Source organism: Streptomyces sp. CB01881 (assembly GCF_002953255.1).
Classification (GTDB): Bacteria; Actinomycetota; Actinomycetes; order Streptomycetales; family Streptomycetaceae; genus Kitasatospora.
On sequence record NZ_CP026498.1, the window covers coordinates 8,035,548 to 8,054,780 of the forward strand.

The 19,233-nt window shown below is 75.0% G+C and carries 14 protein-coding genes, 1 tRNA gene and 1 pseudogene; 6 read left to right on the top strand and 10 right to left on the bottom strand.

From position 1 onward, the window contains the following. Position 1 precedes the first annotated feature (1 nt). Entirely contained in the window at positions 2-1,663 is a 1,662-nt protein-coding gene (locus C2142_RS25150) for a hypothetical protein (RefSeq protein ID WP_241002769.1), read from the bottom strand. After that, positions 1,660-3,015, bottom strand: a complete 1,356-nt coding sequence (locus tag C2142_RS25155; RefSeq protein WP_194235811.1) for a hypothetical protein — start codon at positions 3,013-3,015, stop codon at positions 1,660-1,662. The genes C2142_RS25150 and C2142_RS25155 overlap by 4 nt, the downstream gene beginning before the upstream one ends. 353 nt (positions 3,016-3,368) lie before the next feature. Between C2142_RS25155 and C2142_RS25160 the strand changes: the two genes are divergently transcribed. Then, positions 3,369-4,019, top strand: a complete 651-nt coding sequence (locus tag C2142_RS25160; protein WP_148645055.1) for a histidine phosphatase family protein — start codon at positions 3,369-3,371, stop codon at positions 4,017-4,019. A 183-nt stretch (positions 4,020-4,202) separates the two neighbouring features. Here the strand turns inward: C2142_RS25160 and C2142_RS40345 are convergent, their stop codons facing one another. Beyond that, positions 4,203-5,864, bottom strand: a complete 1,662-nt coding sequence (locus tag C2142_RS40345) for a tetratricopeptide repeat protein (protein ID WP_241002770.1) — start codon at positions 5,862-5,864, stop codon at positions 4,203-4,205. Positions 5,865-6,287: 423 nt separating this feature from the next. On the opposite strand from C2142_RS40345, the gene C2142_RS25170 reads away from it, so the two are divergent. The 3 genes from C2142_RS25170 to C2142_RS25180 all read left to right on the top strand — a co-directional run bounded on the left by C2142_RS25170 (position 6,288) and on the right by C2142_RS25180 (position 8,500). After that, entirely contained in the window at positions 6,288-6,809 is a 522-nt protein-coding gene (locus C2142_RS25170) for a hypothetical protein (RefSeq protein ID WP_241002771.1), read from the top strand. A 78-nt stretch (positions 6,810-6,887) separates the two neighbouring features. Next, entirely contained in the window at positions 6,888-7,817 is a 930-nt protein-coding gene (locus C2142_RS25175; protein WP_148645056.1) for a fused MFS/spermidine synthase, read from the top strand. Between the two features lie 221 nt (positions 7,818-8,038). Then, a complete protein-coding gene (locus C2142_RS25180; protein WP_148645057.1) occupies positions 8,039-8,500 on the top strand; it encodes a GNAT family N-acetyltransferase in 462 nt (153 codons plus the stop codon). 106 nt (positions 8,501-8,606) lie between these two features. Here the strand turns inward: C2142_RS25180 and C2142_RS25185 are convergent, their stop codons facing one another. From C2142_RS25185 to C2142_RS25205, 5 genes and pseudogenes are all read right to left on the bottom strand, one after another. Continuing rightward, positions 8,607-9,563 carry a hypothetical protein gene (locus C2142_RS25185; protein WP_148645058.1) on the bottom strand — a complete coding sequence of 319 codons (957 nt, stop codon included), beginning with the start codon at positions 9,561-9,563 and terminating at the stop codon, positions 8,607-8,609. Positions 9,564-9,828: 265 nt separating this feature from the next. After that, positions 9,829-10,275, bottom strand: coding sequence for a DUF4442 domain-containing protein (locus C2142_RS25190; RefSeq protein WP_148645059.1), 447 nt, complete (start codon positions 10,273-10,275; stop codon positions 9,829-9,831). Positions 10,276-10,463: 188 nt separating this feature from the next. Continuing rightward, a tRNA-His gene (locus C2142_RS25195) sits at positions 10,464-10,539 on the bottom strand. Between the two features lie 164 nt (positions 10,540-10,703). Continuing rightward, entirely contained in the window at positions 10,704-11,306 is a 603-nt protein-coding gene (gene orn / locus C2142_RS25200; protein ID WP_148645060.1) for an oligoribonuclease, read from the bottom strand. Positions 11,307-12,196: 890 nt separating this feature from the next. After that, positions 12,197-13,192, bottom strand: a pseudogene (locus C2142_RS25205) (helix-turn-helix domain-containing protein); the annotation flags it as partial. 1,009 nt (positions 13,193-14,201) lie between these two features. Between C2142_RS25205 and C2142_RS25210 the strand changes: the two are divergent. Then, positions 14,202-15,005: a GNAT family N-acetyltransferase gene (locus tag C2142_RS25210; RefSeq protein ID WP_148645061.1), complete on the top strand. Its 804-nt coding sequence runs from the start codon at positions 14,202-14,204 to the stop codon at positions 15,003-15,005. 282 nt (positions 15,006-15,287) lie between these two features. Here C2142_RS25210 and C2142_RS25215 read toward each other — a convergent pair whose 3' ends face one another. After that, positions 15,288-16,544: an HAD family hydrolase gene (locus C2142_RS25215; protein WP_241002772.1), complete on the bottom strand. Its 1,257-nt coding sequence runs from the start codon at positions 16,542-16,544 to the stop codon at positions 15,288-15,290. Between the two features lie 736 nt (positions 16,545-17,280). Between C2142_RS25215 and C2142_RS25220 the strand changes: the two genes are divergently transcribed. Next, positions 17,281-17,751, top strand: a complete 471-nt coding sequence (locus tag C2142_RS25220) for a universal stress protein (RefSeq protein ID WP_241003268.1) — start codon at positions 17,281-17,283, stop codon at positions 17,749-17,751. 190 nt (positions 17,752-17,941) lie between these two features. Here C2142_RS25220 and C2142_RS25225 read toward each other — a convergent pair whose 3' ends face one another. After that, a complete protein-coding gene (locus C2142_RS25225) occupies positions 17,942-19,132 on the bottom strand; it encodes an acyl-CoA dehydrogenase family protein (RefSeq protein ID WP_148645063.1) in 1,191 nt (396 codons plus the stop codon). Positions 19,133-19,233: the final 101 nt, after the last annotated feature.

The following is a 19,233-nucleotide window of genomic DNA, read 5'->3' on the forward strand; positions in this document are numbered from 1 at the left end:
GTCACTCCCACTCCTCGAAGGCTGCGGACGCGGTGGCGGACGCCGCGGTGGCGGACGCTCCGGGAGCCGTGGGTGCGACGGCGGGCGCGGCGCTGCCGGGCGGGCCGCCGTGCGTCCACGGGGTGTCGTCCGGCTCGGGCAGCGGGGCGGACTGGCGGACCGTCAGCTCGAAGAGCGTGAAGGTGATCCGCTCGCCCGGCTCGGGCAGGCTCCCCGGCTCGGGCTCCTTCTTCCGGCCCATGCCGGAGAGCACCCGCAGCGTGATGGTGCCCCCGGCCGGGTCGACGGCGACGATCCGTGCCTTCTGCGCGCTCGGGCCGTGGACGCGGTGCGCCTCCCGGCCGAGGTCGGCGTGCGGCCGGTCGGTGGTGCTGACCGTCACCAGCGGGCGCGGCTTGGGGGAGCGGCCCGAGGTGTCGTAGTCCGCCACCACCTCGGTCACCACGCCCGAGAACGCCTCACCGGCCAGCCGGTGCTCGGCCATCGCCAGCGGGTCGTCCAGCGCCTCCTGCACGTCCAGCCGGGCCTGCTCGCGCTCGCGCTGCGCCAGCTTCCGGGCCGCCGTCACGGCGTCGTCCTGCCGGGGCTGCGGCGGCTCGCCGGCCGCCAGCCGGTCCCGGTGGCCGGTGTAGGACCAGCGGTCGCCGGTCCAGCGCTCCTCCAGGTGCCCGGCGGGCGGCAGCGTGCGCAGCAGGTCCAGGCCCGTCCAGACGTCGTGCCAGGTGGGCAGCAGCACCTGTTCCAGCACCGTGCACAGCTGCCCGACGGCGGTCCGGACGGCGGCCCGGGCCTGCTCGGCCGTCGCGTCGTCCTGCTCCTCGGTGCCGTGCCCCCCGGCGCCGTGCAGCAGGGTCGCGGCGGCGGCGTCGTACCGGGCGATCGCCGGGCCGAGCACCAGCTCGTCGAAGCGCGGGTCGGTGGCCGGACCGGCCGGCGGGTGGAGCAGCTGCCCGCGGTCGTCGCGGGCGGACTCGGCCAGCTCGGCGGCCTCGGCGCCGGACAGGCCCGGCGGCGGCGCGTGCCAGGCCAGCCGGGCGGCCAGGTGCTGGTCCTCCAGGTGGCTCTGGCCGGTCGCCCAGTGCCGGGCGAGCAGCCCGGTCATCGGTAGCAGCAGGCTGGTGCCGGGCACCTGGGCCCGGTCGGTGAGGTGGGTCAGCCAGCGGCCGAGCAACGGCACCCGGGCCGGCGCCGGGTACGGTCCCGGCTCGTCGTCCTCGACGGTGCGGCGGAACCGGGTGGACCGGCCGATCAGGGAGAGGTGGTGCACGCCCGCGCCGTTCGGCACGATCAGCTGCGGCGCGTCGGTGCACAGCTCGCGCAGGACCACGGTCTTCTCGCCGGTCTCGGCGTCCTTCTCGGAGCCCTCGATCTGCTCCACCCCGTCGGCGAAGGACTCCAGGTAGGGCAGCAGGTCGGCGGCGACCTCGGCCAGGTAGTCGAAGCGCAGCGTGCGGTTGAGCGGCTGCGGGACGAAGTGCAGCCGGGGCGCGGAGCGGTCGGTGCCGAGCATCACGGCCAGCGGCGCGCCGGCCTCGCCGGCGGCGGTCAGCGGGACCACCACCATCGGGCGCTCGGAGAGGTGCCGGTGGCGGACGGTGGCCAGTGGCTCGGCCCGGCCGCTGCGGACGGCCTCCAGCCGGGCGAGGGTGTCGAGCAGGCTCATCCGGCGGCTCCCGGGTCGGTCGGTGCAACGGTGCGGCCCAGTGCCTCGGCGCGGAGCGCGGCGGCGTAGGCCAGCCGGGCGGCGGCCTCGCCGGCCCCGGTGGCGTCCTCGGCGGCGTCCCCGGTCTCGTCGGTCTCGTTGGTCGCGTCGCTCGCGTCGGCTTCGCCGGCTCCGGTGCTGCCGGCCTCGGCACCGGCGGCCTTGGCGCCGGCCTCGGCGTTCCCGGTCCTCCCGGTGTCCTGGGCACCCTCGGCGGCGGCCAGCGCCGCGGTCACCGTCCGGATGGTGCCCAGCTCGCCGCGCACGCCCCGGCCGAGCTGCTCCACCCGGTCGCCGCAGCGGGCCTCGGAGCGGCAGTGGAAGCCCAGCTCGCAGGCGGACAGGCAGTCCGGGCTGTAGGCGGCGGGGACCGCCTCGACCGACGCGGCCAGCTCCTGGCCGGAGCGGGCGGGCACACCGTCCTCTCCGGGCGCGAGGTCGAAGCCGACCCCCGGCGGCAGTGCGTCCAGCAGGCGGCCGATGCCGGTCATCCGGCTCAGCTGGCGGCGGGTGGTGGCCAGCTCGCGCCGGACGTCCACGGGGACGGCGGTCGGACGGTTGCTGAAGTCCTTGGGGCAGACGAGCAGCACGCTCAGCCGCGGACTGCCCGGCAGCCGCTGTTCGGCGTAGGGGTCCGCGTCCACCGGGCGGCCGGCCAGGGCGGCGGCCGTCTCCTGGAGCGCCAGCACGTAGACGGCGGCCTGACGGGCGGCGGCACCGACCTTGGCCGGGTCCGCGCTGCCGTCCAGCACCGGGAAGGACTTGATCTCGACGACGGTGCACCGCCCGCCGTGCACCACCACGGCGTCCGGTTCCAGGTAGGCGGTGCTGCCGGCCACGTCGAGCCGCAGCAGCGGGTGGTCCAGCAGCGTCCAGGCCTCTGGGTCGGCGGCCGCCTCGGCCAGTGCGGCCGTCGTCCGCTCGGCCCGGACGGCCGGGCCGGAGCGGCGCAGCAGGTCGGGCACGGTGAGCGGAACGCCGCCCTCCACGGGGAGGCCGAGGTGGCGGCGGAGCGGCTCCAGCAGGGCTGCGTAGCCGTCCTCCTTCAACCGGGACTCGAAGATCACGCCGCGCGCGATGGCGAAGGGCGACTGCCCGAACGGCGCGGGCCGGCCGAGCCGGGCGGCCAGGGCCGACTTGTCGACCCCGGCGGCGTCGAGCACCGCGCGGCGCTGACAGCCCGGATTGGCGGCGAGCGCGGCGAGGGCGCGGGCGGTCAGGCTGCGCTGCGGCGCAGGACCGCGAAGCTCGGCGAGCCGCTGGGCGAGCGGCTCAGAGGGCCCGCGGGGCGGGACGTTCGTCGAGACGTTCATGGTGCGGCCCAGTGTCGCACCCGGGTCCGACAATCCGGTCCGGCCCGGGCGATCCGCGGCCATGCGGGTCGAACCACGGGCAACCGCGGCCATGCGGGTCGATTCGGGCGGTACCGGGAGACGGGCGAAGCGGGGGGCCGGGGGCGGGGCGCGCGTCCGCGCCGAAGCCGAAGCCGGGGTCGGTGCCGGGGCCGGGCGCCGGGTTGGGCCGGGCGCCGGGGGCGGTGTCCGCCGTGGTGGCACGGGGGTACCCGGCCCGGGATCGTGGGCGGTGGAGGAGTGAGGGATCATGGAGCCCCGGTGCTCAATGGTGAGACCGACCGTTGCCGCCGCCCCGCCGCGAGGAGCCTCCCATGCCCGCCCGAATCGTCCTGGTCCGCCACGGCGAGACCGAGTGGTCCGCCACCGGCCGTCACACCGGCCGGACCGACATCCCGCTGACCGAGGAGGGTCGTGCGATGGCCCGGGCCCTCGGCACCCGCCTCGCCAAGGCGCCCTGGAACGGCCTGCCGGACGCCCTCGTCTACACCAGCCCGCTCGACCGCGCCGAGGAGACCTGCGCCCTGGCCGGCTTCGGTGACCGCGCCGTCGACCGCCCCGAACTGCTGGAGTGGGACTACGGCCAGTACGAGGGCCGGACCGGCCCCGACATCCGCGCCACCGACCACCCCGGCTGGCTGATCTGGCGGGACGGCGTGCCCGGCGGCGAGAAGCTCTCCGACGTCGCCGCCCGGGTGGACGCCTTCCTCGCCGACCTCAACGACGAGCACGGTGTGCCCGCACAGGACACCACCGTCATGCACTGCGCCGACCGCGACGTGGTGCTCTTCGCCCACGGCCACCTGCTGCGCATCCTGACCGCCCGCTGGCTCGGCCTCCCGCCCGAGTACGCGCAGCGGTTCAAGCTCGGAACGGCCGCGCTCTGCGTCCTCTCCTGGGAGTACGGCGCCCCGGCGGTCGAGGTCTGGAACGACCTCGGCCACCTGGAGGGCCTGAAGCACTGAGGCCCGACCCGCCGCACGACCGATGCCCTCGGGCCCTTCCGACGACTCGCCGGGAGGGCCCGAGGGCTTTTCGGGTGGCGGGTGCCCCGGCCGGCGGGCCCACCCGACCCGACCCGGGTGTCCCGGCTCGGCCGTCCCGGCTGCGGTGACCCGGCTGCGGCGTCCGGAGCCGGGCGTCCCGGCTCAGGCGGCCGACGCCAGGTCGTAGTCGGCCAGGAACCGGCCGACCTCGGTGACGCCCCGGTGCGGGCGCAGCCGGTCGGCGGTGTCGGCCAGCATGCTCCTGATCCGCGCGGAGCGGACCTCGCCGAACAGCGCCACGGCGGCCGTGCCGTGGTGGGCCGCACCGGCCAAGTCCCCCCGGCCGAGCCGGTCGTGGGCGAGCTCGGCGGTGTACAGCACGCGGTTGCGGACGAAGTGCGGTTCCTGGAGCCTTATGGCCAGCCCGGCCTGCTCGCTGGCGCGGTCCCAGTCGCCGAGGGCGGACCAGCACTGGGACTGCAGCCCGGCGATCTCGGCCTCACCGAAGAAGGACATCCACTCCGGGTCGGCCTCGGAGGGGCCGTGGTCGAACAGCCGGTACGCGCGGGCGAGCGCCCGGTCACAGGCGGACCGGTCCTGCAACAGCGCCCAGCCGCCGGCCTCGCGCATGGCGAGCAGCGAGAGCAGCAGGTCGGAGTCCAGGCTCCGGGCGGCGGCCTGCCCGGCCTGGGCGGCGCGCAGCGCCTCGCGCGGTCGGCCGGTGTCCCGGGCGAGGAAGGCGCTGTTGCAGAAGACGTGTGCCTCCAGGGCGGCATCGCCCGCCATCCGGGCGGTGGCCAGGGCCTCGGCGTAGAGCGACCGGGCGTCCGCCAACCGGTTCGAGTCGTGCGCCAACCAGCCGACCGAGATGGCCAGTTCGCCGGCGCCGGCCTGGAGTCTCCGCTCGGTCTCCGCGCTGTAGTCGCCCTCGTTGAGCAACACGTACGCGGTGCGCAGCGACTGCCCGGCCCGTTCGTACAGGGCGTCGGCCCCGTGGGCGTCGTCGGCCAGCCGGATCTCCCGGACGGCCTGTTCGACGCCGAGCACCTCGGTCGCGCCGACCCTGCGCGGCGGCGGGACCGGCCCGGGCCTGCCGGGCACGAAGGCCGACCCGGGGTCGAACAGCGTGGGGGCGGGGGCGAACCGGGCCGCCCCGGACCGCGGTTGGGCCGGGATGAACGCACCCGCGGCGGTCCTCCCGGCGGCGGGTGCGGCCGGGCCGGACGCGGCGCGGGCGGGTCGGGCGGTGGCGGCTTCGGCCGGCTGGTCGATGCCGATCACGGTGGCCAGCGCGGCGGAGCCGCCGGCCAGGAACGTACGGCGACGCACGTCGTCGTTCTCCTCGTCGAAATGGTGCGGTCCAGCGGGCCCCCGGGGTGGCTCCGCGGGCCTCGGCGGCAAGGGCCCGTCCGGTGGGGGTGGTTCCGCGTACGGCGAGGCAGCGTACGGGAGTTGGGTGGAGTGCGGCGAGCGCGGGGCGGGCAGGGGCGGGAACGGCGGGTGGAGCCGGGGTGGCACGGGCCCCCCGCCGTCGTCCGCTGAGCGGCGGCGGACGGCGGTGCGGGGGGAGAACCCGAGTTCGGTCAGTGAGCGGTCCGGCCACATGTGCCGGAAGACCCTCTCGTACGCGTAGTTGGGACAGCGGATCTCACCGGACTCGACCCGCCCGACGTAGCGGGCGTCGCAGGAGACGTGCTCGCCGATCTCGCGGGCGGCCCGGCGTACGGCCATGGCGAACTCGCCCGGCGAACGGTCGCCCCGCAGGGCGCGCATCACGGTGTTGGGTGACGGGCGGTTCGGCTCGGCCGGTGGGGTGGCTGCCATGATGCGCTCCGTGGTCGTGCTGGGGGCGTGCCGGGGTGGTTGCGCCGGCCGACCCGGTCGGGGTCGGGGTCGGGTGCGGGGTCGGGTGCGGGGCTGGTTGGTCCGGCTCGGGGTGCGGGTGGGCCCGGTGGGGCCGGATGGACCACCGGGCACGCAACCGACAGTACCGGGAGTCACCGGTCGGGCACAGCGAGTTGGTGGCTGATCTCCTGTCAATTGCGGGCAAACCAGACGTTGTTGCCGGGATCTGCCATGAAATGCCATGCCTTGCTGTAAGGCGCCCCGTGGCCTGGAGCGGCTCCCCGGCGTTGTCCTGATACGTGGAAGCCCCGGTCGCCGCCCAGGCCCCGCCGTTCGCAGCGGCGGCCCCCCACCCGCCGGGCGGTGGCGCTTCCGATCGGACGAGGTGACAGGAGGGCCGTGATGGCCACCGGAGTACCGCAGTACCACCGCCTGGTCGCCGGAGGGGTGCTCGCCGGCGCCGTCCCCGCCCTGCTGCCCGAACCGGCCGACGACCGCGGTCCGGGCCGAGGGCCGGTCGAGGGCGGTCGCGCCCCGTGCGGCGGCAGCGGGCCGTTCCGCCGCCTGGCCCCGGACGCCGACGGCGCGGCCGGCACCGGCTGCGACACCGTGACGGTCGCCCTGCGGCACGGCCTGGAGGCGGTCGACATCCTGCGGCTGCGCCGGGCCTGCGGCGCGGTGCTGCAGAGCCGGAACGGCAGCACCGTCTCCTTCCTCGTCCCCGCCGGCACCTCGGAGACGTGGCACCTTCCCGGCAGCTCCTGTACGGCGGGTGCCCTGATCCCGCCCGCCACCGATCCGCGCTGGGTGATGCCCCCGGCCGGCGCCGACTGCTGCGTCCGCCCCACCGACGCCTGGGTCCTGCGCTCGGCCCTCTGCGAGGCCGCCTGCACGCTGACCGCGGGCGGCCTCGGCCCGTTCTGACGCCGCCGGCCCGGCTCCACCCCGCCCCCACCCCGCTGAGCTGCGGAGCCCTCCGCCGGCCCGGCGATAATGGCCGGTATGGGACGAAGCAGCAGGGCCGACCGAAGCGCCGACAGGGGCCGTACGGCGGCGGAGCCACAGCCGGCGGCCACCGGCCCTGGCGGCCGGACGCACGCCCAGGGCCCGCTCACCCGTCCCGTCGGCTCCGGGCTCGCCGAACTGCGCCCCGACCGCGACCGCCCTGCGGCCTGGTCGCTGCTGGTCGACGGCGCCCCGCAGTCCATGGTCGACCTCGCCGACCCGACCTACCTGGGCTTCGAGTACCAGCGCCGGCTCGGCCACCTGATCGACCTGGTCGCCCCGCCCGGCCGTCCGCTGACCGTTCTGCACCTCGGTGGCGGCGCCCTCACGCTGGCCCGTTACGTCGCGGCCACCCGCCCGCGGTCCCGCCAGCAGGTCGCCGAGATCGACACCGCGCTCACCGAACTCGTCCGCACCGAACTCCCGCTGGAGCGCGGCTGGCAGATCAAGGTGCGCGGCTCGGACGCCCGCAGCGTCCTGGAGCGGACCCCCGAGGGCACCGTCGACCTGGTGATCGCCGACGTCTTCTCCGGGGCCCGGGTGCCCGCCCACTGCACGACCGTCGAGTTCACCACGCTGGCCGCCAAGGCCCTGGCCCCCGGCGGCTGGTACGCGGTGAACATCGCCGACGGCTCGGCGCTGCCGTTCGCCCGCTCGCAGATCGCCACCCTCGGAGCGGTTTTCCCCGAACTCTGCCTGGTCGCCGACCCGGCGGTGCTGCGGGGCAAGCGCTTCGGCAACCTGATCCTGGCCGCCGCGCACGCCCCGCTCCCACTTGCCGAACTGGGCCGCAAGGTGGCCTCCGACGCCGCCCTCGGCCGGGTCGAACACGGCCGTGCCCTGGCCGACTTCGCCGCCGGCGCCGCCCCGGCCACGGACGCCACCGCGGCACCCTCCCCGGCCCCGCCGCCGGGGGCCTTCAGCTGAGCCCGGCCTTGGCCCCAACCTGGGCCCCGTCCGAGCACTGTCCGAGCGGGCCTCGTCCGGGCTGCCGCCCACCCGCCGGCCCGTGCCCGGCGGGACGTCCCCGGTCGCACGGACGCCCGCCGTCCGTCCCGGTAAACCGCTTGGCGAACGGTGGGTGGCCGCCGAGAATGGGCGCGCTGTCCGGAATGCGGACGGCGGGGCTGGGCGGGAGGAGCGAGGGCATGCGGATCAGACCGGCCCGGCCGGACGAGGCGGAGCGGCTCACTGAGCTCGCCCTGCGCTCCAAGGCGTACTGGGGCTACGACGAGGCGTTCCTGGAGGCCTGCCGGGAGGAACTGACTCTCGATCCCGCCGGGATCGAGCCGCGCCGGACGGCGGTGGCCGAGGCCGACGGCCGGGTACTGGGCTTCGTCACCCTCGTCGGGACGCCCCCGGAGGGCGAGTTGGGCATGCTCTTCGTGGAGCCCGACACCATCGGCCGGGGCGTCGGCCGCAGCCTGGTCGCGCACCTGCGGGCGCAGGCCGCGGCACTGGGCTTCCGCCGGCTCACCCTCGACGCGGACCCGAACGCCGAACCGTTCTACCTTGCGATGGGTGCCACCAGGATCGGCACCACCCCGTCCGAGTCGATACCCGGCCGCGAACTGCCGCTACTCGCCCTGGAGATCGCCGCGACCTCCTGACTCCCCGGCGGGTGCCCGCCGCCGGCGCTCGGGCGGGCGGCGGCGGTGGTGGCGGCGGCGGCGAGGTGGCGAGGTGGCGAGCCGGGCGGAGTGGCGGACGGCCGCCTCAGTGCCCGCGCGGCAGTCCCCGGTGCTTGCACATCGCGGCGCCGGTCAGCAGCAGCCCCGCGGCGATCGGTGCGAGGACGGCCGTGCCGGTGCCCGCGAGACCGTGGCCGGCCGGAGCCGTGAGGGCGCCGGTCAGTGCGAGGTCCTCGTGCGGCGCGGAACGGTCCGGCGCGGTGGCGCGGGAGTTCCCGGTGTCGCCGGGGCCGGGTCGTCCGGCGGTCTGCTCCTGCCGCCCGCTGTTCCCGGGCGCGGGCGCGGGCGGTGGCGCGGCCGGACCGTGCTGCCCGGCGTTGGGCGCGGCGGTCCGTGAGTCGGCGGAACCTGAGGGGCCGACTGCCGCCGAGGCTTCTTTGGAGCCGTCGTCGCCGTCCCGGGAGACGCGCGCCGCCGCGGTGCGGGCCTGTGCGGGGGCGGTCCCGAGCAGGCCGGAGGCGATCACGAACGCGTCGGGGACGGAGGCCCGCTGGCCCGGCAGGGGCAGGTCACCCGCTCTGATCCGGTCCTGGAGCACGCTGCCGACCGGCACCTTCGCGGCCTCCAGGCCGGGCGCGGGGGAGGGGGCGGAGTCGGCCACGTCGGCGGGCTCACCGAGCGGCCCCGGCGAGGAGGCCTGACCGGGCGCCGTCGGATCGGAGGCCGCCGGATCGGAGGCCGTCCGACCGGGCGCGGCCTGGCCGGGAGAGGGTGGTTGCCCTCCGGGGGCCGCCCAGCCCGGTGCGGCCTCGCCTTCGGCCTCCTGGCCCGCTGCGGCGGGATGCCCGGCTGACTCCCCGTCGCGGGGCCGTCCGTCGACGGCCCGCCCGTCGCTGCCCTGCGCCTCGCCGGCCCCGGGACCGGCCCGGCCGCCGCCCGGCGTCCGGGCCGCAGCCTGGCTCACCGGCTCCGGCAGCGGCGAGGCCGCCGCGTGGGCGGGCGCCCCCAGTGCGCCGAGCCCCCAGAGTTGTGCGAGGAGCACTCCGCCCGCTGCGACGGCACGCGACCCGGGCAGCCACCGGCCGCCCGGGCGCCGTGCACCGCCGACGGCGCGTCGGGCGGGAACCGGGGCCTTGCTCGCGTGATTGGCTCGCACGTGAATCGAGAACGAGCGGACGGGCCGTAAGGTCACGGCCGTCGTCACGGACAGTCATCATCGCGGGTCGTGGATCCACCGGCCGCGCGCCGCGGCGGCCGGCTTTCCCGCTGACGGTCAGGAACCGGAGCCGGTCAGGACCCGGAGCCGGTCAGGAGTTGGGGCGCAGGGTCCAGATGACGGTCATGACGCCGGTCACAGCGCCGTCGGCGCGGGTGATCTCGACGGTGACGGGGAACTCCGGCCGCTCGCCCTTGTCCAGCTCGGCGACGATGTCCGAGGCCGGGCGGCCCAGCACGGCGGTGGCGGTGACGGCGCCCATGGCCAGCTTCTTGTACGAGATCTCGGCACTGACTGCGAGCGGCACCGCCCGCGAGAGCTGGTCGCCGAAGGCGCCCAGCACGATGCAACCGCTCGCGGACTCGGCGAGCGTGAACATCGCGCCGGCGTGCGGCCCGCCGACGTGGTTGTGGTACTCCGGCTGGTCGGGCAGCCGGAGGACGGCGCGCTCCGGCGTCGTCTCCAGGTACTCCAGCTTGAGGGTGCGTGCCATCGGCACGGTCGAGTCGAGCAGCTGGCCGATCGAAGGTGTGGTCATGGCAGCTATGTTACTGGCAAGTAGCTTCTGAGGGCAGACCCGTCGGCAGATCTCTTGCGGAGGGATGTCGCGGGACCTCCGGGGACCGTCCGGAACGGGATGCGCGGAAGGAGATGTGCCGAAGGGGGCGGGGGAACGCGAAAACGCCTGAGGGGCCGATCTCTTGAAGAGATCGGCCCCTCAGGCTCTGGGGTGAGTGACGGGACTCGAACCCGCGGCCACCTGGACCACAACCAGGTGCTCTACCAACTGAGCTACACCCACCATCTGTCCGGTCCGTTCCCGCTCTTCGCGTTCCCGTTCCGACAGGAAGAACTCTACAGGATCCGAGAGGGTGCTCGCGCCAGGGTTTCCCTCGGGCGCTCGCCGGTCCGTTCCCCGGCCTTCCGACGGCCCCGGACCGAGGCCGTCGGAAGGCCGGGGGAGGGTCAGTCCGTCGGCGCCTGGTACTTCTCGGCGATCGCGCGCGCGGTGTCGGTGTCCGGGCCGGGCTGCGGGACGAACACCGCCTCGCGGTAGTACCGCAGTTCGTCGATGCTCTCGCGGATGTCCGCGAGCGCCCGGTGGTTTCCGCCCTTCTGCGGGCTGTTGTAGTACGCCCTCGGGTACCAGCGGCGGGCCAGCTCCTTGATGGAGGAGACGTCCACGATCCGGTAGTGGAGATGGCCCTCCAGGGCCGGCATGTCCCGGGCCAGGAAGCCGCGGTCGGTCGCCACCGAGTTCCCGCAGAGCGGCGTCCGCCCGGCCTCGGGCGCGTACTCGCGGACGTACGCGAGGACCAGCGCCTCCGCCTCGGCCAGCGTGACGCCGTGCTCCAGCTCGTCGAGCAGGCCGGAGGAGGTGTGCATCGTGCGCACCACCTCGGGCATGTTCGCCAGCGCCTCGGCGGGCGGGCGGATGATGACGTCCACGCCCTCGCCGAGGACGTTCAGCTCGGAGTCCGTCACCAGCGCCGCGACCTCGACCAGGGCGTCCCGGTCGAGGTCGAGGCCTGTCATTTCACAGTCGATCCATACCAAACGGTCATTCACGCCACTCACCCTACGGCGCGATCACGCGCCACGGGCACCGGAGGAGCCGGGTGCGGCGCCGGCGCGCAGCCCTCCGGGGCGTGCTCGTCCTGGCCGGGAGTGCCGGGCTCGTGGGCCTCGCGGGCCGGTGTGACCTGCCCGGCCCGGCCCACCGGATGGGCCGGGTGCGCCTGGAGGCCGTCCCGTGCGGTCCGCGGGTCACGCGGCTCCCGGACACCCTCGGGGTCGCCCGCGCGGCCACCCTGCGGGTGGACCTGCGGAACGCGTCCCTGCCGGGCCCTGCCCTCCGGCGTCCCGGACACCGCAGGCGCCGGCACCCGGCCGGGCGCACCGTGGCCGCGGCCGCCGGCCGCACCGCCGGTACCGGCACCGCCGGCCTCGTCCGAGGCTCGCTCGGCCGCACTGCGATGCCCCTGCCCCTGACCGCGGGCTCCCGGCTGCGGGTGACCGTCCTCGGCCGCGGCGTGTTCCGCGGTGCGCAGGGGGCGGCCCGCTCCCGGACCGGCCTGCGCCGGAACCAGCGGCGGGCGGGCCGGACCGCGCCCGGCCCCCGGCTGTCCGGGGTGCGAGGGCTGCCCCGCCTGCTGGTGCGGGTAGGGCTGCGCGGCGCGCGTGTGGAACCCCGGCCCGGACGGCTGCCCGTGCTGGCCCAGCGGACCGTGCTGCCCCGGGTGTCCGGCGTGCCCGGTGTTCCCGGCCGCGAGCGGGTGCGCGGACGGCTGCCCGTGCTGGCCCGCCGGACCGTGCTGGCCGTGCTGGCCGTGCGGTGCCCCGCCCGCCGCGGTGGCGGCAGCGGCAGCCGCGGCATGGGCCGCGGCCGACTGCGGTACGGCGCCCGCCAGCCGGAGGTCGCCCGGGTGCACCGGGGCCGGGGTCGGCGAGGCCGCCCCCGGGCGCCGGGCCCGGTAGCTCGTCCGGTACGCGGCCGGCGAGACCCCGAGCTGGCGCCGGAAGTGCCCGCGCAGGGCCACCGGCGACCGGAACCCGCAACGGCGGGCCACGTCGTCGACCGACAGCTCCGAGGTCTCCAGCAGCCGCTGGGCCTGGAGCACCCGCTGGGTGATCAGCCACTGCAGCGGGGCGCTGCCGGTCAGCGTGCGGAACCGCCGGTCGAAGGTCCGCCGGCTCATGTAGGCCCGGGCCGCCAGCACCTCGACGTCGAACTGCTGGTTGAGGTTCTCCAGCGCCCAGGTGACCACCTCGGCCAACGGGTCGTTGCCGATCTCCTCCGGTAAAGACTGATCGATGTACTGGGCCTGTCCGCCGCCGCTGCGACGGCTGGGCACCACCAGGCGGCGGGCCAGCGCGTTGGCCGCCTCGGCGCCGTGGTCGCTGCGCACCACGTGCAGGCAGAGGTCGATGCCGGCGGCGGTGCCGGCCGAGGTCAGCACGTCGCCGTCGTCGACGAAGAGTTCACGCGGGTCGACATGGACCCGGGGGTAGCGCTTGGCCAGGGTCGGCGCGTACATCCAGTGCGTGGTCGCCGGGCGGCCGTCCAGCAGACCGGCGGCCGCGAGCACGAATGCGCCGGTGCAGAGCCCGATGATCCGCGCGCCCTCGTGGTGTGCCTTGCGCAGTGCGGTGATCGCCTCGACCGGCGGCGGCTGCGAGATCGAGCGCCAGGCCGGCACCACGATCGTGCCCGCCCGGGCGAGCGCCTCCAGCCCGTACGGCGCGGAGAGCGTGAGACCGCCGGTGGTGGCGAGCGGCCCCTCCTCCCCGGCACAGACCAGCAGGCGGTAGCGCGGGACCCCGGCGTCCTGGCGGTCGACGCCGAAGACGGAGAGCGGGATGGAGCTCTCGAAGATCGGTGCGCCACCGAAGATCAGTACCGCGACGGTCTCGCGCCGGCGCCGGCCGGACAGCTTCCGGGGTGCGGCGGCCATCACCGCGGTCGAGGAGCCGTTCGCGCCGGGACCGCCGACCGGGCCGTGGCCGGCCGGACCGTAGCCGTTTCCGCCGAGTCCGAGCGGACCTGCCGCGATTGCGCCACCCGCCATGCCTCCTGACGCCGGTCCCGTCGGCGGAGAGGCCGGGGCGGGGCCGCCGGAGAAGGCGGGGAACGCCGCGTCCTGTCCGGGGTGGACGTGCTGGCCGTGTTGGCCCTGCTGTCCGGGGTGGCCCGGAGTGCCAGGATGGCCGGGAACCGACGGGCCCGCGTGCCCGCCGGACCCGCCGCCGTGCACGGGAACAGGATTGACCGAGGGTCGGCTGACGGATCGTCCACCCTGTTCCACGGCGGCCGAGAAGGCCCCTGTTCCGGCCGGTCCCGGTGCCGGGGAGGCAGCCGGGGCGGGCAGGGCCGATGCGGCCGCAGAGGTGTACGAGGGGTGCGGGGCGGCGCTGGAGGTGCCGGAGGAACGGGGGTTGGCAGCGATCGCCGAGGCGCCGGTGGCTCTCGGGGAGCGACCGGTGATACCGGCCACGGCCTGGCCGCTGTCAGGACCCGCGTCGCTCCTGCTCACCCTGCTCAAGGCGCTCAAGCCCCCTCGGTGGTGTGGTGTGGTGGTGCGGCACTGCTAGCCAAGATCGAATCTATCGGGTGGACCGTTGCCGTTGTGACAAGTTCACCATCCGACGCTATGTCGACATGGCAATTTGGCGTGATGCATTCGATCACGAAGCGTGGCACCCGTCGACCCTTCTGGGAAGGGGGCCGGTGCAACGGTGGCTGGTTGTCGCGGGACTGGTCCTGGGGCGCCCGGCTTCGGCGTGCCCGGCCGGAGGGTCTGGGCTGCGACTTTGCCCAAGGGTGGGGGAGGCGCGCGAGATTGACCGAAAATAGGCGGTGCACAGGAGGGCGCACGTAGGCCGAACCGTGCGCCTCCCGGGCTTCATCCGGCCAGTGCCGGGGCGGCAGGGCGACGATCGCCGGCTCGCGCTACCGTCCCTGGAGTGGAGATCCTCAGCCGGCTCGAACAGGCCAACGACAACGCCGCCGCATTCTGGCTCGCCCAAGCCCGTACGCACGGCTGGCAACAGCTCATAACACCCCGGTTCACCGCCGTCCGCTGTGCCCGCACGGCGGACGACGCACACCGCATCGTGATCACGCGCCCCTACGACGATTCCGCGGTCCTCGAAGACGAGCTGGCGGCCCTCGTGCGCGAGTGGGCCACCGTCCGGCTCACCCTGGAAGACCCCTACAGCGGGCTGGACATGACGCGCCACGGCTGCGGGCACGGCCGGGCCATGGCCGTGATGGTGCGCGAACCGGGCCCTCTCGACGCGCCCCTGCCCGGCTCGCTCCCGCGCTCCGGAGACCGGGACGGGGGGCCTCTGACGGTCGATGAGGTGCTGGACGCCGACGAGTTCGCCGAGGTCGAGCGGGCCGTGGTCGAGGGGTTCCCCATCACGGAACGACAGCCCTGGACCCGGGGCGGCATGCTGCCGGGGGACCTCCTCCGCGAACCGGGGTTCCGGGCCTGGCTGGGACGCATCGACGGCGTACCGGCCGGTGCCTCCCTCACCTACGACGACGGCCGCTCCACCGGGGTGTACTGGGTCGCGACGCTCCCCGACCACCGCTCCCGCGGCGTCGCCCGCGCCGTCCTGGAGACCGCGCTGGCCGCCGCCCGTTCCGACCTTCCGGCGACCCTCGTCGCCACCGAACTCGGCGAGCCGCTCTACCGCAAGCTCGGCTTCATCGAGCGGGGCCGCACGCACTGGTGGTCGCTGACCGGGCCGTCGGACGGGTAGGCGCCTCCGAGGGGTGCTTGGAGGCTCCCGGGGTTTCCGGGGCTCCCCAGGGTCTTCCGGGTGCCTCCGGGTGGAGGCGACGCCTTGGTGGTCAGGGAGGGGTGGGGTGCGGCGGGTGGGCCGGCCCGGTGCTGGGCCGGCCCCCCTCGCAGGTTCCCGTGCCGTTCCTGCACTGGCTCCCGTGCAGGTGCCTGTGCCGGGCCCCGCGCCGCTGCTGCCGGGTGCGGCTGCTCCCGGATGCGGCAGGCCGGCGTCGGCCGCGGGCACGGGGTCCCGGTCACGTCACGGTGAGACCGCCGCTGCCTCTGCCGGGGGTGCGGCCGGACGCTGGCCGAACCACGCCGGCGGCTTGGCGAACCTCGTCCGCGCAGGGTGTTCCGCAGGGGCCGTGTGTGCAGGGGCGGGGTGCCCGGGGGAGGGGTGTGCACTGCCGGTGTGAGCGGTGGCGGTCTCACCGGCCGTGGCGGGAGCGCCGACGGCAGCGGGGTGGGAGGGCCGGTCGGCGCGGTCGGAGCGGACTCCGGCCCGTTCCGCGGCGCCCGACCGGTCCGCCGTACCGGTCGACCTCCCGCCGACGGGGCGGCCCTCTCCGGTGGCCGCAAATTCGCCGGAACGGTTTCGGACACCTACCTCCGCCGTCGAGCTCCGGGCACTGACGTCCTCGCCGTGCACGGGAACAGGCGCACGCCGGCCGTCAGGGGCGGACGCCGGGAACTGCGCGCCGGACCGCGCGCCCGGAAGCGCCGTCACCGTGCTCTTCCGGGACCGCGGGCTCCCGGCCTCCGCGCCGGTCGTCCTCCGTCGGGCCGCGCCGCCCGCCCGGATCCCCGGCCGCGGCGCCGGTGCGCTGCGTGCGGACAGGACCTGGCCGACGGCCTCCGGCAGGCCCGCCGCCTTGAGCGTCGGCCGGTAGCCGGGCTCGGCCCAGGGCCGGCCGTGGTGCAGCCAGACGCTGCGCAAGCCCGTGAGTTCCGCCCCCGCGATGTCGGCGGGGGCGTGGTCCCCCACCATCCAGGTCTCCGCGGCCCAGTTGCCGGTGGGCGCGATGCCGCAGCGCTGCGCGGCGATCTCGAAGATCAGCGGGTCCGGCTTGACGCACTCCGCCTCCTCCGAGATGACCCAGCCGTCGACCAGCGGGCCGAGCCCGGTCCGGCGGATCTTCTCCAACTGGGGCCGGGTGTTGCCGTTGCTCACGATGCCGAGCGTCCACCCTGCCGCGCGCGCCGCCCGCAGCGCCTCGATGTTCCGGGAGGGACAGTGGATGTGGGAGTTGATGCCGCGTCGGTAGTGCGCGAGCAGGAATTCGAGGGAGTCGTCCAACCCGTAGCGGCGCTGAGCGGCGGACAGTACGGTGCTGCGCGGCACGTAGCCGCCGCCGTCGATGGTGACGAGCCAGTCGAGATCGCCGGGCGGCAGTCCGCGTTCGGTCAGAAAATCCTGAGCCCAGGCCCGGAAAGCGGCATCCCTGGGGAGCAGCGTGTTGTCGAGGTCGAGCAGGAGCAGCGGCATGCCGAGCATGGTGCCAGCGGCCGCGCGCATGCACCTGGCAAATGCCAGAGGCCGCCGCGAACCCGTGCCAATTGGCTGAAATGGATGCCGGCCCCGGCGGGGCGCCCATGCCTGCGGGAACAGCGGCCGGTGACGGGTGGCGACGGATCGTTGTCGATCCATGACAGTCCGGTCACGGTGTCCCGGTGGCCTGTTGCATCGCCCGGTTCGCTCAGTCAAGCTCCAGGGAACCTCCTTCGCCAGAGGGGGCGCGATCGTTCGCAGGCGGGGGGCGCACTGCGGTCGGCGGGCGCATCCTCCGTTCGCGGGAACCGAGGCGTTCGGAGGCTTCGCCGCTGGGCTGAGTCTCCCGCCCGTCGTACTCTGAAAGGAATAGGTCACAAACGGTGGTGCTCGGCGAAGACCGACGTCGTCCCGTGGGCGGCCCTGCTGCCTGGGCAGCGTTGTCCTCTCCTTTCGGCCCATCTCCCTCGAAGAGCCTTGAGCCATGGCTGGTTTTGAGTCATCCCGACCGGTTGAGCCGGACGCGGTCCGCGGCACCGGCACAGCGGCCGGTGGAGTCGGTGGTGACGGCTGTGACGGCGGAGATCCAGGGGGAGAGCCGGTTGCCGTGGACGCTCGGGCCCTCAGCCGCATTCTTCGCAACATCGCGCGCCGGAGCCGCCCCGGTTCCCGCCAACGACGCGACCAGCACCGGGCCGACCCTGCGGAGCCGGCGGTGACGGGCCGCCTCGGTCCCGGGGCCGAACACCCGGGGGGTGCCGGCCTGCCGAGCGCGCCGGAGATCCAGGAGACGCCGGTCCTGTCCTGTGATCCCGCGTTCCAGCACGGTGTGGTGGTGGGTTTCGACGGCTCCCTGTCGAGCGAGCGCGCCCTCGCCTACGCGGTGGGCATGGCCCGTCGCTCGCAGTGCGGCCTGGTGATCGTTCATGTGGCCAACCGGCTGCCCGCCACGGTCTGGGCCGGCTGTGAACCTCCCGTCTTCGTCGACCTCCCCGACCACCGGACCGAGATGCTCGGCCTGGAACTCGCCTGCGCGGACTTCCTTGCGGGTGTCCCCTGGGTCCTGGTCGAGCGGGGCGGCGACATCTGCCATGAGATCGAGGAGGTCGGGCGCGAGTACGCGGCCGACGCCATTGTGGTCGGCAGCACGCACGGCCTGCTCGGCAAGATCTTCGGTTCGGTCTCCGGGCGGCTGGCGCGGCGGGCCAACCGCCCGGTGATCGTGATCCCCTGACGGCCCGACAAGTAGCGCGCCCCGATTGTCCGACCGGCCCCTGGCCGGCAGGCCGGGAAGCCGCCGACTCGGAACCCGGCGGATCCGGAAGTCGGCAGACAGGCCGGTCGCCGGCCCGGGAAGTCGGCTGACAGGCGGCCGGACAATCGGAAAGCAAGCCTTTTTCAGGCTGTACGGGAGGGGTGGGTCCTCAGGACTGAACGCCCAACTCCCGGGCGATGAGCATGCGCTGGACCTCGGACGTGCCCTCCCCGATTTCGAGGATCTTGCAGTCGCGCCAGAAGCGCGCGACCGGGAATTCGTTCATGAAGCCGTACCCGCCGTGGATCTGGGTCGCCTCACGGGCGTTGTCGACGGCGGCCTCGGACGAGTACAGCTTGGCGATCGCGGCCTCCTTCTTGAACGGTTCGCCGTGCAGCAGCCGGGAGGCGGCGTCCCGCCAGGCCAGGCGGGAGGTGTGCGCGCGCATCTCCATGTCGGCGAGCTTGAACTGGATGGCCTGGTTGGCGCCGATCGGCCGCCCGAAGGCGCGGCGCGTACCGGCGTAGGCGACGGACTGGTCGACGCACCCCTGGGCCAGGCCGGTGGCCAGGGCTGCGATCGCGATGCGGCCCTCGTCGAGGATCCGCAGGAACTGGGCGTAGCCGCGGCCGCGCTCGCCCAGCAGGTTGGCCGCGGGGACGCGGCAGTCGGTAAAGGACAGTTCGCGGGTGTCGGATGCGTTCCACCCGACCTTCGAGTACTTCTTCGACACCTGGAACCCCGGGGTTCCAGCAGGCACGATGATGGAAGAGATCTCGCGCTTTGGCGAGGAGAATTCGCCCTCTTCACTCGAACGAGCGATCGGTTCCGTGAGGGCAGTGACCGTGACCAGGCCGGTGATCTCGGTGCCGGAGTTGGTGATGAAGCACTTGGTGCCGTTGATGACCCACTCGTCGGTGGCCTCGTCGTACCGCGCCGTGGTGCGGGTCGCACCGGCGTCGGAGCCGCCCTCGGGCTCGGTCAGGCCGAACGCCCCGAGCATCTCGCCGGAGGTCAGCCGGGGCAGCCACTCGCGCTTCTGCTCCTCCGTCCCGAAGCGGTAGATCGGCATCGCGCCGAGCGAGACCGCGGCCTCCAGGGTGATCGCGACCGAGGAGTCGACGCGGGCGAGCTCCTCCAGCACGAGGCCGAGCGCGAAGTAGTCGCCGCCCATGCCCCCGTACTCCTCGGAGAACGGCAGGCCGAAGAGGCCCATCCGCGCCATCTCCCGGACGATCTCGTAGGGGAACTCGTTCTGCTCGTAGAACTCGCCGATCTTCGGCGCGACCACGTCCTGGGCGAACTCGGCGACCGTCCGCCGCAGTTCCTCGTACTCGCTGTTCAGTCGGTGATCGAGCATGGTGATCCTCCTGGGGCCCGGCCGGGGTGGCCGCGGGCGTGATCGGGACAACCGTGTGCCGGTCGGATGGTGTGACCGGCACACGAAGTGCTGAGAGGGAA